The organism is Mesotoga sp. B105.6.4 (assembly GCF_002896535.1).
Lineage (GTDB): Bacteria > Thermotogota > Thermotogae > Petrotogales > Kosmotogaceae > Mesotoga.
In genome coordinates this window covers 17,981-35,360 of sequence record NZ_JWIM01000015.1, presented here as the reverse complement: position 1 = coordinate 35,360, position 17,380 = coordinate 17,981, and the positions used below count along the sequence as shown (strand labels likewise).

The following is a 17,380-nucleotide window of genomic DNA, read 5'->3' as shown; positions in this document are numbered from 1 at the left end:
GGGTAGAGAGTTAGTGCTCACCTTCCGGCGGTTCTGCAAGATCGAGAGAAACCCGAACGAAACCTATCATTCAAATGAACCGCGGCCTTCATTTTGACGAATAACCTTCTCCTGCTAACCTCTCTACTCTCCCGAAAGAGTTTCCAGTAAGTGAGACTGTTTCTATCGATGCACGCGAAGAAGAGCGGGCCATTGAAAACTGTTCTTCGCATGGTGTAGAATTGTTTACCAGTTAGCATCGAAAGGAGTTGATCTGGTGCTCTTCGAACTTGATTCTTCTTACAATCCTCAGGGAGACCAACCGCAGGCTATAGAGAAGTTGATCGAAGGACTTGAGAGTGGAGATAGATTCCAGACCCTTCTAGGGGTAACGGGTTCGGGAAAGACTTTCACCATGGCGAACGTAATAACCGCACTTCAGAGACCGGCCATAGTGATTTCGCCTAACAAGACCCTTGTGGCACAGCTATACAGAGAGTTCAAGACCTTCTTTCCGAAGAATAAAGTAGAGCTCTTCATAAGTTACTACGATTATTACATGCCTGAATCGTACATTCCATCGAAGGATCTGTATATCGAAAAGGAAGCTCAGATAAACGAAACACTGGAGAGGATGAGGATTTCCGCTCTGAAATCCGTCCTGACGAGGAACGATACAGTCGTACTCGCAAGTGTTTCTGCGATCTATGCAAGCGGAGATCCGAGAGATTTCGCCAGTATGAACATTCATCTGGAGCGCGGAGAGACGGTCAACAGAAGGGAGCTTGCCCTGAAGCTCGCAGGCATTCAGTATAACCGTTCGGAGGATATCTCTGCAGGGGGCGTATTTCACGTGAAGGGAGAGATATTTGAAGTCTTTCCTCCTTATGAGGATCACGGAATTCGGTTGTACTTCTTCGATGATGAAATTGAGAGAATCGTGTCATTCGATCCTATAAACAGAAAGACAATCGAAGAGCTGGATATGGTCACCATCTACCCTGCCAAGGAATTCGTCACGACTCAGGAGAAGATTCTCGGCGCGATGCGAAACATAGAAGAAGAGCTTGAGGAGAGAGTGAAACATCTCGAAAGAGAGGGAAAGTATCTAGAGTCGCAAAGGCTTCGACAGCGAACCACTTACGACATGGAGATGCTTTCAAGTGTTGGATACTGCTCTGGAATAGAAAACTACTCCCGCTTCTTCGACGGCCGTCATCCGGGAGAGAAACCGTACACTCTGCTCGACTACTTTGATAAGGAGAAGTTCATAACATTCATAGACGAGTCGCATATCGGGGTCCCCCAGCTTGGAGCAATGTACAGGGGAGACTATTCAAGAAAGAAGAACCTTGTCGACTACGGCTTCAGATTACCTGCGGCCTTCGACAACAGACCTCTAAGGTTCGAGGAGTTCCTCAAGACTGTAGGACAGATAATCTTTGTCTCTGCGACGCCGGGTAATTTCGAGGCCGAACACTCTACCAGAGTCGTCGATCAGGTTATCAGGCCGACGGGACTAATAGATCCCGAAGTCATTGTGCATCCAACCGAGAGTCAGGTAGATGACTTTATCGAGAGGATGAGAACCGTCAAGAAGAGAAGTGAACGAGCTCTGGTCACGGTTCTGACTAAGAAGGCTGCCGAAATGCTTTCAGACTATCTCAATGAAGTCGGTATAAGAGCGGAGTATCTTCACTCCGAGCTTGACGCGATTGAGCGGGTCGAGGTCTTAAGAAAGCTTCGAGATGGCACAGTAGAGGTCGTGGTAGGTGTCAACCTGTTGAGGGAAGGACTCGATCTTCCCGAAGTCTCCCTGGTCGCGATAATGGATGCAGATAAGGAAGGCTTCCTCCGTTCCGAGACAACTCTGATTCAGACCATCGGAAGAGCGGCGAGGAATGTGAACGGTCAGGTAATTCTTTATGCCGATACGATCACCGGTTCAATGAAGAGGGCGATAGATGAAACAAACAGAAGAAGACTCAAGCAGCTTGTGTACAACAAAGAGAATAACATCACTCCCGAAAGCATAGTGAAACCCCTCTATAAAAACATCTTTGAAGAGTTCGCCGGTGAGGATCTGAATAAAGAGAGAGAAGAAAAGGCAAGGGCAACTTATCTGGAGGGTGTTCTGGCTCTAAAGGAGTCTCTTGATTACGATGATTACGTCGCTCTTCTGAACGAGGAGATGATTAGGGCCGCTGGAGAGCTCAGGTTTGAAGACGCAGCCATATTGAGAGATGAGATGCACAGCCTGAAGAAAAACAAGCAGAGGATCTGACCATGTTCTAACTCATCATGCCCTTAAGTTAGCGAGTTGATGAGAAGTGATATGATATTCCTTCTCCCAAGAAAGATACGCTGTGTTTGGCTCTTGATGAATCTGATCTTAAATCCTCCCCTGCTACATTTATCTTTACCGATAAATCAGGGTGATAATAAGAGATCATATGACGCTTCTTCTCCCTTGAGCAAATACGCTGTAGCTAAATCCTGATTATCTAGGTATAATTTCCTCCTTGAAGGAGGAGGGCCACGAAGTGGCGGAGGGTGTGCACTAATTCGCAAGATCGAGATCGCAAAAAAAAGACGTAAGAGGCAAGAGGTAAGAGGTAAGAAGACGACGACGCAGCTCAAGACGGTCGAGATTAGATCCCGAACAGAACCACTACGGGATGAGAAAGTGAGTGGATTCCAGGGAAGGCTATTCGTTCTTTGAAACAATTCAAGTACAAGTAGCGACTTGTAGAGCAAAAGTCATAAACTCTATAAGTCTCTTGAAAAGCTCTTCTCGGTGGACGGCGGACCGTTGACCTTAAACGTAGTGTTCATCAGCGCTCAGCGGGTTCTCGTTCTTAAGCGTGCAGCGGTTCTTACATTCGAGATCCCGATCAGTTTCATATCGGGATGACAGTCCTTCACGTCATCCTGAAGTGCTCCTGTTAAGGATCTGGGCTTGGGTCTCAGCGAAGGACGGGTCCATGATCTGGGACGAGTCACGAAGGACGGTTCTCCACAGCGATCAGCGTTTTTTTACAAGCGGTTCTTTCCAGCGCTCATCGGGTCCTTGTTCTTAAGCGTATAGCGGATCTTCAGGGCGGGATCTAGGGGATGACAGTCTTTTCTTACTTCACGTCATCCTGGCAATGTTCAGGCCAGGATCTCGATCTTTGAAACAGTTGCAAGAGACAAGTTGCGAGTTGAATAAGAAACGGTTATCCGTTATCGGTTCGCCGTTCTCCGATAGTATCGGAAGATCGGTTCCGGCGCGTTGCGCCCAAGTTCCTCGTTCCGGAGCTAGGAGCTTTGTTCTTGGTTAGTAAGAGCGGGAAGGTACGAGTTGAAGAGAGAGAAAGGGACAGAGGAGAGAGTTCTCGCCTTCTCGTGAGCGCAGCGAACCTCTCGACAATGCTCTTTCTCCATTGGTCTTATCGGTGAACGGGTTCATGATGAACGGTCAACGGCGAACCATGTTTTAGAGCGTTCATCGGGTCCTTGTTCTTAAGCGTACAGCGAACTTCTGGCGTACAGCGGTTCTCTCCAGCATACAGCGGCTCTTAGCCCACGAAGCGGAACTTACCTCTGCAAAGCAAACACTGGCTTCTGAATCCTCCCGCTGAAAGCGGCATCACTTCCTGGGATGATTTTTCCAGCATCACTTCCTCGCGCCAGCGAGCCTCACTTCCCGACGAAGTCGGCCTCCCCTCCTGCCGAAGGCAGCATTGCGTCCCCGGATGCTTCTCCGGGCATTGCGACCTGGCGAAGCCAGCCTTGCGTCCGCCGGTGTTCCTCGGCGCCTTGCGTCTAATTTCAGCAGTTACTAACTTTTCTCTCGCCTTCTCGTGAGCGCAGCGAACCTCTCGACAATGCTCTTTCTCCATTGGTCTTATCGGTGAACGGATCCTCGCTCTTGGACGGCTTACGGAGGACGTTTCCTCAAGGCGTTCAGCGGTTCATACGGAACCGGTCAGTGTCTATTCTCGCAAGAGCATACTCCTCGATGCCCAAGCGGGGACTAAAGATCAAGTACGCAGACGTGCATTAAATCGAGTCAATTTGGTAATGATGACTGATTCTGGAACTAAGGAATGAGATGATCGAACTCAAGAAAAGATGATGTGGGTTATGATGTGTCTGCTAATGTCAAGTAGCTTCCAAGCCATTGTAGTACGACATTGCTTTTCGTATGTCGCCAGCGATCAAGTCTTTCGCAGCAGAAACCGCAAGATCTACAGCCTTGCTGGCTTTGGCGTACTCTTCATCGCTGAATTTCCCGAGAACATAGTCGACCATGTCTCCATGTTCCGGAAGCGGCCCAACACCGATTCTGATTCTCGGGAATTCCTTTGTCCCAATTTCCGAAATGACAGACTTCACGCCGTTGTGGCCGCCATCTGAGCCGTTCTCTCTAATTCTTATTCTTCCAAGAGGAATCCACACATCGTCATACACAAGAGTCAACGCGTCGCCTTCGCTGAAGTTGATATCCTTCATGAGTAATCTTACAGCGACACCGCTTAGGTTCATGAAGGTGAGAGGTTTCGCTACATATACCTTCGTCTGCCCCTCAAGAAGATAAGCATCGTAGAGTCTCTTCTGAATAGTCTTTCTAAGCCCTTGTTTGATCATTTGATCAACGAATAGAAAACCCACGTTATGTCTCGTGAGCGCATAACGTGGGCCAGGATTTCCCAGTCCAACAAAGAGAAACACTCTTTATTCCTCTTTTCCCTCTTCTTTCTTTCCCTTGTTGATTACTTCGGGCTCAACGCCTTCCTCAAGCTCTTCTGCTTCCTCTTCTTCAACTTCCTTTGCAACTCTTGGAAGCGCTATCAGCATAATTGCATCTTCGTCGTCAAGCAAGGGCTTTATTCCCTCAGGGATGTCCAGATCCTTTACTCTTAGAACATGACCAACGTCTAATGAACTCACATCAACGACAATCTCTTCCACGATATCTTTCGGAAGAACGGAAACCGGAAGCTCGTTGACGATATGATCAACTATTCCTCCCTTTTCTACTCCCATCGGTGTGCCTACCAACCTGATCGGAATACGGAGCTCCATCTTATGACCGCTGGAAGGAACAAAGAAGTCGAGATGAATAACCGAGTCAGTAACCTTGTCTCTCTGCACTCCCTTCAGGAAGGCATGGTATTCCTTTCCATCCAGAGTAAGAACGATCGAAGATGTCTCCGCTACTCTTTTCATGATTCTCAAAACCTCAACCTTATCCAGGCTAATGGAAATAGTCTCCATTTCTGCCCCGTAAATCACTCCAGGAATCTTGCCCTCAATAAGCAGGTTCTTTGCTTTCACTTCACCGTTGCGGGGTTCAGCAACGAGATTAATTTCGTGCATTTGTTTCCCTCCTCTATCTGAACAAAATACTCACCGACAGATTCTTTCTGACTCGGGTCAACGCTTCTGCCAGAAGCGGTGCAATCGACAGCATCAATATGTTTTCGGGAAGATCGTCGTGGAATATCGTATCTGTGATGAAGACCTTCTCGATCTCCGAGTCTGCAATTATGTTCTTCGCATCGCCGGAGAAAACTCCGTGAGTCGCACAAGCATATATCTTGCCCGCACCGTTGGATTTTAGCATCTTGGCTGCCTCTACCAGTGAACGACCGGTGTCAATTATATCATCAAAGATTATTGCTGTCTTTCCCTCGACATCGCCGATTATGTGAACCATTTCGGCCTCATTGTCCCTCGGTCTTCTCTTGTCGAGAATCGCCATAGGAACGCCAAGTTTCGCAGCGAACTTGCTGGCACGTTTGACTCCGCCGATATCAGGCGAGATCACTGCCATTTCGTCTCTATTAAACGCACCTTCACTGAAGAACTTCAGAAATGCAGGAAATGACCAGAGATTGTCCACGGGAATATCGAAAAAACCCTGTATCTGCTCTGCATGCAAGTCTATAGTTATCAGTCTTCCCGCCCCAGACGTTGTGAGAAGATTCGCGACAAGTTTTGCTGTTATCGGGTCTCGGCCCCTCGCCTTTCTGTCCTGTCGTGCGTAACCATAGTAAGGAATCACAGCGGCAATTGAATGGGCCGAAGCACGTCTAAAAGCATCGATCATAATAAGGAGTTCCATAAGGTTCTCGTTGGCCGGACTACTGGTTGACTGGATAATGAAGATGTCATGACCTCTAACCGTCTCATCGATCTTCAGATTAATCTCCCCGTCGGAGAACCTCTTTGTTCTGCAATCTCCAAGCCTGACTCCAAGGTGTTTCGCGATTTTTTCGGCTAGCGGAAGACTCGCAGAACCGGCGAAAACCTTCATCTCGTTCGTCTGGTACGGCATCAGTTTTTCTCCTCCTGCCCTCTATTTTTTGGATATCTTCCTTCTTTCACGACTTGTCTGGCTCTGCCGAACGCAAGCGAGTCAGGTGGAACATCTTCAGTAATAGCTGAGCCGGCAGCGGTTACAGAGCGTTCGCCTATCTTCACCGGGGCGACCAGAGATGTGTTGCTGCCTATGAAGGCGCCGTTACAAATCTCCGTCTTATACTTGTTCTTTCCGTCATAGTTACAGGTGATCGTACCTGCGCCAATATTGACATTCTCTCCTACATTCGTGTCGCCTAGATAGGTCAAATGCTGGGCCTTCGACCCTTTCCCGAGAACCGTCTTCTTGAGCTCGACGTAATTACCTACATGAGCATTGTTCATCACAACGGCTCCCGGCCTCAACCTTGAAAAGGGACCGACTCTAGCTCCAGAACGGATCTCTGCGGAGTCTACTTCGGAGCGAATTATCTCTACGTCGTCTTCAACGATCGCATTCTCAATTCTTGTCATCGGACCTATCAAGCAGTTATCGCCGATACGGGTCTTTCCGGTTATGAAGACCATAGGCTCAATTACCGAGTCAATACCGATTTCAACGTCCGGACCAATATAACACGTCTCCGGATCAACCATCGTCACTCCGTTTCTCATGTGTTCTTCGTTTATTCTTTTCTTAGCTATTCTGGTTATTTCGGCCAACTGAATTCTGTCGTTTACGCCAAGAACTTCATCCGTATCTTCTACAACGATAGTATCTGCCCTTTCAGCCATCGCCACCGTATCGGTAAGATAGTACTCCTTCTGATCATTGTCATTAGACAATCTTTTAACTGCATCTCTGAGAAAGCTTCCCTTAAACGCGTAAATTGCCGTGTTCACTTCATCTATCTTTCTCGTCTCTTGATCGGCGTCCCTGTGTTCAACTATTCTGATCTTGTCTCCGGTTTTCACGACTCTTCCATAGCCGGTGGGATCTGCAGGTTTCATAGTGAGAAAGACAACATCATAATCACCATTTCTTCTAGTCAAAATTAGCTTTTCCAGAGTGGAAACTCTCACCAAAGGTTCGTCTCCAGCTAAAACGACGACCTCTTCGTCATCGAGGTATTCGGCCGCCGTCATAACCGCATGCCCGGTGCCGAGCTGAGGGATCTGCCTGACAGAGAGAACATCTTCATCGAGGACAGCTTCTACTCTATCCGCTTCAAAACCCGTTACGACAACTATCCTGTCTACGCCTGCCCTTCTCAGGGAAGCGGCAACCCAATTGATCATAGGTCTATCGATGATCCTGTGAATAACTTTTGGAAGTCTTGACTTCATTCTCTTTCCCTGACCAGCAGCAAGTACTATTCCAGTCATAAACAACTACCTCCCCGAGAGGTCTCTATTGGATGTATGAATACGGCACAATTATATAGCACCCGTAAGGAAAATAGCAGCTCTATAAGAAACAGATGGCTTTTCTAACGGAAACTCTATTCGAAGAGCGCAGCAACTTCCTTGAGACTCTCGATTATCGGAATTCCCTGAGGACAGAGCTCTTCGCAACGTCCACACTCGATGCAGTTCGAGGCTCTACTCTCTTCCTTGATTAATCTCAAATAGGCATTCTTGTGGTCCTCGATGCTGTCAAACATGTATGCATCATTGAAGAACTCCAGACAACTTGGAATCGCCACACCGTTAGGGCATGGCATGCAATAATTGCAGCCGGTACAGTTCACTCTTATACTCTTTTTGTATTCTTCGCTGACCCTTTCGACGATAGCAAGTTCTGAAGCAGACAAGGAATCGGGAAGAGCCTCTCTGGCCGTTGCGATATTCTCCTTAACCTGATCCATGTTCGACATCCCGCTGAGCACAACACCAACGGCAGGATCATTCCAGACCCATCTAAGCGCCCAGGCGGCAGGCGATCTCTCAATCCCTGTAGACCGCCAAATTGAAAGGATATCCTCCCGTACATTTGATGCGAGCTTCCCTCCACGAAGAGGTTCCATAACAACGATTCCTATCCCCTTACCGGCCGCATATTTCAGGCCTTCAAAGCCCGCCTGATGCTCTGTATCCAGGAAGTTGTACTGAATCTGACAAAACTCCCAATCGTAGGAATCGATGATCTCCTTGAAAACATCTATAGTGTCGTGAAAAGAGAACCCGATATGTTTGATTCTTCCGCTGGAAAGGGAGGAATCCATGAAATCGAAGATATCGTGTTCGGTGAGATTCTTCCAGAATCTCTTGTTTAGGGAATGTATTAGGTAGAAGTCGATCACGTCAGTTCTCAAACGCTTCAACTGTTCATTGAGATAGTAGTCCATGTCTTCCCTGCTCTTGATCAACCAACTCGGAAGTTTGGTTGCAAGATTAACCTTCTCTCTGTAGCCATTTTGAAGAGCTTGTCCGACAAAGGGTTCGCTCTGGCCATTATGATATCCCCAGGCGGTGTCGACATAATCAACACCATTGTCGACAGCGAACCTAAGCATTCTCGTAGCTTCCTCAACATCTATAGACTGCTCGTCGAGCGTTGGGAGTCTCATACAACCGAATCCCAGGGCAGATACTTTCTCTCCCGTATTTCCAATCTCTCTGCGAATCATCGCGTTACCTCCGAAAGAAAATTGAAGATTACTGTAGGTACACTCTATTCTACAATATCTGCGCCTGGTTTTCGAATTTCGCCTTTGCTAGTCCAGAGGATCGTAGATCCTCTTCTCGCCTTCAAGTGCCCTGATTTCAGATATCTCCTGAGTGACCTCGAGCGTACCCGCGTACTTCCCGTCGTTGTCTCTCAACGCAAAGTATCTTATATGAACCATTTTAGGTTCGAGGTTAAGCCAGAATTGAGCAACGTCTCTTGTTCCACTCTTGAAGTCAGAAAGAATCTTCTCAACAATATGGGCACTCTTCTGAGGATGGCAGTTCTGAACCTTTCTGCCGATTATCGCTCTCGTCCTTGTGAATATTCTTTCCTTTCCTTCGCTGAAATATCGAACTACATCGTCTTCGTCAACGTAAGTAATGTCGAATGGAAGGTTGTTAAGAAGTATCCTGAGCTGGTCGACTTTCAAGAAACCGCTTCCCAGGTTCACAAGGCCTTCGACACTCTGCTCTTCAGGTTCGACCGCCGATGGAGTAAAAGGCATTGGCTCGAAAGCGAAGTATCCAATCTCGTCGAACTGAGTTCTGACTTCCTCCCACTCTTTCTCGGAAAGCAGTTTGAGCGAAGAGGGGAAGAGTATCTTGTGTTCCTTATAGATATGGTTTGAAAAGATCTCTGCAATACCTATTGCCAATTCGTTTGTATTGCTTTGCACATCCTTCAGATTCCTGATTGCATTTCCTAATTTCCTCCTCAGTTCTCTCACTTCATCGTGTTCCTTCCACATTATCGCAGGTGGTTGAACGAGGCCGTGTCTTTCAAGATACGGGAAAAGGACATTCTCTTCTTTAGAGAAATACGATTCAACAAGTTCAAAATAATCAATCAGCGAAGATAGTCGCTTGACCTCTTCTTCTCCATACTTCCCTCTGCCGATCTTGGACGCGACATCCCGCAGCGCCTTAGACTTGTTAAGGATGTCTCTATGCTCTTCTATCAGAATGTGGAGAGGATGCCAGGGCTCAACATTGATATCGTCTTCGTCCAACGCCTCCTTAAATACGTCGAGATGAACGTTGCACATAAGCTGTATACTTTCGGGCGGCATCCCCTCTTCTACGAGCTTCTGCTCTACCTGTGCGATTTCGAAGGGGGTTAATTCCCTCACAACTTTCATGAAATCTCCCCTTATGCTCTCGATGTTATCCGGATTTTCGTGCAGTCTCTTTATCAATCCTTTCAGGAATTCTTCTTTGTTAAAGAGCTCGCTCACTTCTTCACCTCCATGTCTTATAAATACATCGTATCCTCTGAAACGGATTTCATCAGTAACATATGTTACATACCACGATTACAAAGCTCCATGAAGAACCTCTCAAAAGACACTGCTGAAATTAGACGCAAGGCGCCGAAGAGCATCGGCGGACGCAAGGCTGGCTTCGCCAGGAAGTGATGCTCGCTGGCGCGAGGAAGTGATGCCCGGAGGAGCATCCGGGGACGCAAGGCTGCCTTCGGCAGGAGGCGATTTTGAAGCCTGTCTGTTCGCACAGACCAGTTTCTGCCTTGCGAGACCAATAAGAAGCATCGATAAAGAGCTGATAGAGACGGTCGCTGCGCTCACGAGAAGGCGAGTGAAAAGTTAGTCACTGCTGAAATTAGACGCAAGGCGTCGAAAGAACATCGGCGGACGCAAGGCTGGCTTCGCCAGGAAGTGACGCTCGCTGGCGCGAGGAAGTGATGCCCGTAGGAACGTCCGGGGAAGTGATGCGCCGAAAGATCACCGGCGGAAGCGATGCTGGCGCTTGCGCCCCAGCATGAAGCGAAAGAGCAGGAGTCGATCTCAGTTTTTGCTGGTCACAAAGATCCGCTGAAGGCTGTACGCAGGGTAGAGCCGTAATCCGTTGGCTGTCCAAGAGGATCCGTTCACCGATAAGACCAATCGAGAAGGAGCTTTGTCGAGAGGTTCGCTTCGCTCACGAAAAGGCGAGTGAAAAGTCAGTCACTGCTGAAATTAGACGCAAGGCGCCGAAGAGCATCGGCGGACGCAAGGCTGGCTTCGCCAGGAAGTGATGCTCGCTGGCGCGAGGAAGTGATGCCCGTAGGAACGTCCGGGGAAGTGATGCGCCGAAAGATCACCGGCGGAAGCGATGCTGGCGCTTGCGCCCCAGGATGAAGCGAAAGAGCAGGAGTCGATCTCAGTTTTTGCTGGTCACAAAAACCGCTGAAGGCTGTACGCAGGGTAGAGCCGTAATCCGTTGACCGTCCAAGAGGAAAGATCTGTTCTTGGGAGCGAGGATCTGTTCTTCGTTCTTGGTCAAGGTCATATTGCCAGAGCATGGCATACCGTTACCAGGAAATTGTCAGGCCGACAAACTGAGTTGGTTTTGACAAACCGGATTTTGCTATTCTTTACTTGATAGGAACTTTAGCTCTTTGTTCTTGGCCAACTACCAACCACGTATCACCAATAACGGCTCTTAGCGCCAAGCTTCATCTCAAACTCAAAGGGTCTTCTCGGTCCTTCTCCTAGGCCTGTGAACCGTTGACTGCCAAAGTGGTTTGATTCATTGTTCAGTAGAGTGCTTCTCTCCTATTATTCTAGAGGCTTTTACCCATGCATTACGTTCCGGTCCAATGGGTGATTCATTTCTATAGTCGTGCTTCGAAACGAAGTCGTCTATCTCTTTCGCAACCTCGCCATACTTGTTTTTCTGAACAGTAATCAGCCATTCTCTCGTCTGTCGCGAGACCTTCTCCACAAGATGCTTAGAGTGGCCAAGACAGAAAACCGCTGACGACTCTTCGTACGACCTACGAACTTCATCTCTGTCAAGAAACTTGCAGAAAGCGGAAAGGTATATCTTTTCACTCTGGGCGGCAACAGAACATAGTACGCAGCTTCCATCCACAGGTTTTCTTCTTTTCTTCAAAATCGATCCCTTGCTGTCCTCCAGCCACAGGAGCTGCTCAACAAGAAGCTCCCGAAAGATAATCGAAACGGCAAGAGAGCCGACATCGGATTTCTCTCTTGCCAGTTCAACTATTCTTTTTAGGTGTTCTCTACATAACCCGTTCTCTCTTAATTGTTTTCGAGCGCTTTCATTATGAAGAAGATTCGAAAAGGCCCCTATCACCCACCCGTCTACCGACTTCTCCATGGAGCGACATACAGGACAGTTGTCACCTTGCTCAAGAAGAGTGACTACCTCGCTTTCAAGTACGTTGTCAGCCCTCAAGCCATCACCTGACGATTCTTCTTATCTACCGAGTCTCAATAGCCAGGCATCTGAAGGACCCTGGATCTGGCGCTTGATATCTCGATCGGAAGAGGAAGTCGTTCCAATAACAATCAGCTCGCGCTTCTCCGTTTCTCTTATCTTTGCTGCGGTGTCGTTCTTTGATCCCCCAAAAGTGGCTTCCCACTCTAGGTAGCCGTCGGTTCCGAGCTTCACGATCCAAACATCACGCATTCCTCTATTCTCATGCATTATGTCTCCGTCGGAAGAATCTGTATAGCCGCAGACAGCGTATCCGCCATCGGCAGTCTGAATAATGTCGAATCCTTCATCATCATCGCTGCCTCCGTAAGTTCTGCTCCATTCAAGCTCACCATCGAACGAGAACTTCAGTACCCATAGATCTCTGCCGCCTTTTTGGTCTCTGATGACTCCGCCGGAAGATTCGGTGAAACCGGCAACAACATAGCCGTCGCTTACCTCTTTCACTGAGTTTGCACGTTCATCGTTCTGACCCCCAAGAAGCTTCTGCCAGATGATATTCAGCTGCGGATCCAGCTTAATGATCCACAGATCTTCTCCGGTAGATCTGCTTAATGTCTTAAGATCACCGTCAGAGGATTTCGAGTATCCGCACACGATGTAACCGCCATCTTTGGTCTGCATTCCATAAAGCAGCTCGTCATCCTGAGTGCCACCAAAGGCTTTGATCAGATCGGCAATCAGCGCGCCGGAAGAGCTCATAACCGCGACCCAGCCATCCTTGCCTCCATGATATCCACTTCCTGAAAAATTGGAGTCAGAGGAAGTGGTCATACCCGTCAAAAACAGTTTCTCACCTATAGTGGTGTTCACGGAATGAATTGTATCGTCTTCACTACCGCCAATGTAAGTCTGCCACCTCAACGAACCGTCGTTTTTCATCATTACTACGTAACCGTCTATACCGCCATGATACGGATAGCCGCTTCCAGTGTATTCAATATCATCTGATTCCGTCCAGCCTACAGCCACGTAACCGCCCGTAATTCTAACTGCATCTGAAAGGAATTCCTCGTCGCTTCCTCCATAACAGAGTTGAGGCTCTATGACGTAAGAGCTAGACAGATACTCTAGAGAAGGAACCCAGAAATCGCTCTTTCCGTTGTTTCCAAGTATCAGATTACTCTGGGTTGAACTTGAAGTAACGCCAATCACAATCTCTGTCGAACTCTCTACAACGAGTCCCATTCCCTGTTCCACTCCGGTTCCGCCATAAGTAATCTCGTGAACAAGCCTCGGACTGTAGATCGCCTTGATTATCGTATTGCCTTCGATACTGATCTCGATCTGTGCTGCTTCCATCAATTCATTGTTGACAAGCCAGCCCTCAAAATCGTAGCCCGGAACTAGTGGAGCCTTAACAGAGACAACTTGTCCATTTCTGGCCGAAAAACTATGAGGAAGTTCTCTCTCTCTGTTTCCGACTTCAATCCTCTCAATCAAAGGTGTGCAGCTCACGACCACCGAGTAGCGGCGAAAGATACACCCGGAGAGAGTGAAGACTATGATTAGAGACATAACAAGCACCAAAATCCACTTCTTCTTCATTAGATCACCCCCGAAATTACTTCTTACATTAAGTATTGTATAACGGATGCACAGAATATTATAAAAGCCGTCAAGTGCAACCAATAGCCATTGCAATATTCCCCAATTGTGGTAACATATTTATCGATCAAAGGAAGGTGGTGCTTTCGTGGAAGGAGAAAGTTGTAGCAACTATTACGAGTGCCCCGTTGTTAGAGCTTATGAGGAAGGAAAGATTGACGGGGAATGGATAAGAATGTATTGCGAGAGAAACTGGAGAGAGTGTGCGCGGTTTCAGCTAGATGAGATCTTTAGTTATTCAACCGATTTTGTGCTGCCTGATGGCAGTGTTGAAGATAGATTGAGCAGGTAAGTCGGACTACCACATACAAGTTATACTTCGACATGGTGAGTTGAAGGAAACTACCTTTGGCCACACTTGACTTCTCTACATGCTACTTATCATTGTTCATGTGCAGGAGAGCAGATCGGCAATCATATGATAGCTCTTATGTTTTCGCAAATTCTGTATGTAACTCCCGATGATCTTGATCTCAGGTTTCCGCCCGAGGAAACTAATCAGTAGATTTTAATCAGCTCTTTAGCGTCACTCACATGCAGGTTCTTCTCTCTTGCACGAATGCTGTGTTTGTAAGCTGATATCCTGATCCTAAGTCCTCCCTTGCTACATTCATCATACCGATAAGTCGCGGCGTTTATGAGAAATCATGTGATGCTTCTTCTCCCTTGACAATACGTGCTGTGTTAGCCTCTTGAAAATCTATATCTTAAATCCTCCCTTGAGAAAGGAGGGCCACGTAGTGGCGGAGGGTGTGCACTAATTCGCAAGATCGAGATTGCAAAAAAGAAAAAGACGTAAGAGGCAAGAGGTAAGAGGTAAGAAGTGCAATTAGATCTTGCCTTTCTGACCTCAAGCCTCAAACCTCTTACATCGTACGACGCCGCATCGTACGCAGCTCAAGACAGTCGAGATTAGATCCAGTACAGAACCACTACGGGATGAGAAAGTGAGTGGATTCCAGCGCAGGCTCGTAAGTGTAGGCTCTCGAATGACAGCCTCTCACGTCATCCTCGTGTATTGTCATAAGAGAGAAAGTAGAGAGAGTATAGAATGAGGGTAGAGGGAGTAGCCAGTCGTCATTCTCGATCTTTGAAACAGTTACAAGTGACAAGTTGCGTGTTGTAGAGCAAAAGCCAAGAAACTCTATAAGTCTCTTGAAACGCTCTTCCCGGTGGACGGTGGACCGTTGACGGACAACGTTGTTTTGAGCAGCGCTCAGCGGGGCCTTCTTCTTAAGCGTATAGCGGATCTTCAGGGCGAGATCCCGTGCAAAGGCATCACGGGATGACTGTCTTTTCTTACTTCACGTCATCCTGACAATGTTCAGGCCAGGATCTCGATCTTTGAAACTGTTGCAAGTTCCAAGATGCAAGTCGCAGGAACGGTTATCCGTTATCGGTTCGCCGTTCTCCGATAGTATCGGAAGATCGGTTCCGGCGCGTTGCGCCCAAGTTCCTCGTTCCGGAGCTAGTAGCTTTGTTCTTGGTTAGTAAGAGCGGGAAGGTACGAGTTGAAGAGAGAGAAAGAGACAGAGGAGAGAGTTCTCGTCTTCTCGTGAGCGCAGCGAACCTCTCGACAATGCTCCTTCTCGATTGGTCTTATCGGTGAACGGATCCTCGCTCTTGGACGGTCAACGGCGAACCATGTTTTAGAGCGTTCAGCTGGGCCTTGTTCTTAAGCGTACAGCGAACTTCTGGCGTCTAGCGGTTCTCTCCAGCGTTCAGCGGCTCTTAGCCCACGAAGCGGAACTTACCTCTGCAAAGCAAAGACTGGCTTCTGAATCCTCCCGCTGAAAGCGGCATCACTTCCTGGGATGATTTTTCCAGCATCACTTCCTCGCGCCAGCGAGCCTCACTTCCTGGCGAAGCCAGCCTTGCGTCCGCCGGTGATCTTTCGGCGCATCACTTCCCCGGACGTTCCTCCGGGCATCACTTCCTCGCGCCAGCGAGCCTCACTTCCTGGCGAAGCCAGCCTTGCGTCCCCGGATGCTTCTCCGGGCATTGCGACCTGGCGAAGCCAGCCTTGCGTCCGCCGATGCTCTTCGGCGCCTTGCGTCCCGCCGAAGGCGGCATTGCGTCTTACTTCAGCAGTGACTAACTTTTCCCTCGTCTGCTCGTGAGCGCAGCGAACGTCTCAAAATGATTCTTCTCGTCTTGTCTCGATCGATCTTATTGAATACGATTCCGCTTCTTTCCTCGTAGCAAGAATATCTGGCGAACTTGGAAAGACTGTTACGTACAGTAAGACGTATAACTTACTATAATATTGATAGGTGTTGAACAATCTTCTCTTAAGGACAGTCGAAGAGTTGTATGCCCTTCTGGTTTAGATGTAAGCTCGCGCCCGGTTTTCTTTGTGGATGCGGTCTTGAGGGAATTGCTGACTAAAAAGCACATCGATCATTGAAAAAGGGGGTATTTTTGATGAAGAAGCTTTTGGTAGCAGTTCTTGTTGTACTTACCACTGCGCTATTTGCAGGTACCGTCTCGGTAATCGGACCTTGGTCCGGCTCCGAAATGGATGCTTTCATTCCGGTCCTGGAGGCATTCAAGGCAGAAACGGGAATTGATTACACTTATCAGACTTACAGGGCAGAGGATCTGGCAAATGTCTTACCTGCTCAGTTTGCCGCAAGGAAGGCTCCCGCTGATGTGATATTCATGTGGTCTAGTTTCATAACAAACAACACGAAGAACATAGCGGAGCTTACCGATGTAATTGACAGAGATGCTTATATTCCGGGCGCACTTGACAACGTAACAACCGCAGACGGAAAGGTCTATGGAATAGCTTACACGGCAAAGGTAAAACCAGGTTTCTGGTACAGAAAATCCTTCTTTGAGGCTCACGACTTGGAAGTCCCTTCTTCCTGGGAGGAGTTTGTTGCACTTCTTGAGAAAATCGACTCGTTGCCTGGAGTGAAAAATGCCATTGCAAGTGGTAATGGTGTAGGATGGCCTCTTTCTGATGTCACAGAGCACTTCTTGATAACGTTTGGTGGGCCGGAACTTCAGAAGGATCTTATCGAAGGGAATACATCATGGAGAAGCCATGCCGTTCGAAATGCCATGGGCAAGCTAGTCTATCTGATCGAGAGAGGATTCTTCAGTGTACCAACTGAGTGGACAACGATACTGGAACAGTGGTGGAAAGGAGATTACGGCCTATACTTCATGGGGCAATGGATAACCGGAATGGTAGAAGATGCCGATGATCTCGCTGTTTTCAGCCTCCCGGGGAATCGAGGAATGGTTTTCAGTATCGACTACGCTTTCGTTCCAGAATTCGCCACAAACAAGGCGGAAGCTCTCGAGCTCGTGAAATTCCTTGCCGGTGAAAAAGGGCAGAGCATTCAGGTCGCACAGGGTGGCCATATAGCAACGGTCGAAGTAGCTATGGATAACTACCCGGCCGTCGACATGGAAATCGCGAAACTCACTGAGGGAGTTCAAACTCTCAACGATCTTGATGACTCTATTGGTGGTCTATGGCAAACCGCATTCTGGGATCAACTGAAGCTCATCTGGGTCCGCCCAGAAAGACTCAATGACGCTCTAATGGATCTTGACGAGAAGATGCCTAATTAATTCGTGA

General features: G+C 48.0%; 12 protein-coding genes. 4 read left to right on the top strand and 8 right to left on the bottom strand.

Annotation, left to right across the window (positions count from 1 at the left end; all coding sequences use genetic code 11):
- Nucleotides 1-256: 256 nt before the first annotated feature.
- Nucleotides 257-2,263 (top strand): excinuclease ABC subunit UvrB, encoded by a 2,007-nt coding sequence (gene uvrB / locus RJ60_RS04860; protein WP_099829414.1) that lies wholly within the window; start codon nucleotides 257-259, stop codon nucleotides 2,261-2,263.
- A gap of 1,862 nt (nucleotides 2,264-4,125) precedes the next feature.
- On the opposite strand, the gene pth is transcribed toward uvrB, so the two are convergent.
- From pth to RJ60_RS04830, 6 genes are all read right to left on the bottom strand, one after another.
- Nucleotides 4,126-4,695 carry an aminoacyl-tRNA hydrolase gene (gene pth, locus RJ60_RS04855; protein WP_099829413.1) on the bottom strand — a complete coding sequence of 190 codons (570 nt, stop codon included), beginning with the start codon at nucleotides 4,693-4,695 and terminating at the stop codon, nucleotides 4,126-4,128.
- A 3-nt stretch (nucleotides 4,696-4,698) separates the two neighbouring features.
- Complete coding sequence (locus RJ60_RS04850) at nucleotides 4,699-5,343, bottom strand: 50S ribosomal protein L25 (RefSeq protein ID WP_099829412.1); 645 nt, start codon at nucleotides 5,341-5,343, stop codon at nucleotides 4,699-4,701.
- A 13-nt stretch (nucleotides 5,344-5,356) separates the two neighbouring features.
- Complete coding sequence (locus tag RJ60_RS04845; protein ID WP_099829411.1) at nucleotides 5,357-6,304, bottom strand: ribose-phosphate pyrophosphokinase; 948 nt, start codon at nucleotides 6,302-6,304, stop codon at nucleotides 5,357-5,359.
- A complete protein-coding gene (gene glmU / locus RJ60_RS04840) occupies nucleotides 6,304-7,653 on the bottom strand; it encodes a bifunctional UDP-N-acetylglucosamine diphosphorylase/glucosamine-1-phosphate N-acetyltransferase GlmU (protein ID WP_103134170.1) in 1,350 nt (449 codons plus the stop codon). The genes RJ60_RS04845 and glmU overlap by 1 nt, the downstream gene beginning before the upstream one ends.
- A 116-nt stretch (nucleotides 7,654-7,769) precedes the next feature.
- Complete coding sequence (locus RJ60_RS04835; protein WP_099829409.1) at nucleotides 7,770-8,897, bottom strand: aldo/keto reductase; 1,128 nt, start codon at nucleotides 8,895-8,897, stop codon at nucleotides 7,770-7,772.
- A gap of 87 nt (nucleotides 8,898-8,984) precedes the next feature.
- On the bottom strand, nucleotides 8,985-10,172 hold the full coding sequence (locus RJ60_RS04830) for a DUF438 domain-containing protein (protein ID WP_099829408.1): 1,188 nt from the start codon (nucleotides 10,170-10,172) through the stop codon (nucleotides 8,985-8,987).
- A 202-nt stretch (nucleotides 10,173-10,374) separates the two neighbouring features.
- Between RJ60_RS04830 and RJ60_RS15510 the strand changes: the two genes are divergently transcribed.
- A complete protein-coding gene (locus RJ60_RS15510; RefSeq protein WP_165775345.1) occupies nucleotides 10,375-10,542 on the top strand; it encodes a hypothetical protein in 168 nt (55 codons plus the stop codon).
- A 921-nt stretch (nucleotides 10,543-11,463) separates the two neighbouring features.
- On the opposite strand, the gene RJ60_RS04820 is transcribed toward RJ60_RS15510, so the two are convergent.
- Nucleotides 11,464-12,135, bottom strand: a complete 672-nt coding sequence (locus RJ60_RS04820) for a DUF6062 family protein (RefSeq protein ID WP_099829406.1) — start codon at nucleotides 12,133-12,135, stop codon at nucleotides 11,464-11,466.
- A gap of 21 nt (nucleotides 12,136-12,156) precedes the next feature.
- Nucleotides 12,157-13,725: a hypothetical protein gene (locus RJ60_RS04815; RefSeq protein ID WP_099829405.1), complete on the bottom strand. Its 1,569-nt coding sequence runs from the start codon at nucleotides 13,723-13,725 to the stop codon at nucleotides 12,157-12,159.
- Between the two features lie 148 nt (nucleotides 13,726-13,873).
- Between RJ60_RS04815 and RJ60_RS04810 the strand changes: the two genes are divergently transcribed.
- Both RJ60_RS04810 and RJ60_RS04805 read left to right on the top strand, forming a co-directional pair.
- Entirely contained in the window at nucleotides 13,874-14,077 is a 204-nt protein-coding gene (locus RJ60_RS04810) for a hypothetical protein (RefSeq protein WP_099829404.1), read from the top strand.
- 2,132 nt (nucleotides 14,078-16,209) lie between these two features.
- Nucleotides 16,210-17,373: an ABC transporter substrate-binding protein gene (locus tag RJ60_RS04805; RefSeq protein ID WP_099829403.1), complete on the top strand. Its 1,164-nt coding sequence runs from the start codon at nucleotides 16,210-16,212 to the stop codon at nucleotides 17,371-17,373.
- The last annotated feature ends 7 nt before the right edge of the window (nucleotides 17,374-17,380 follow it).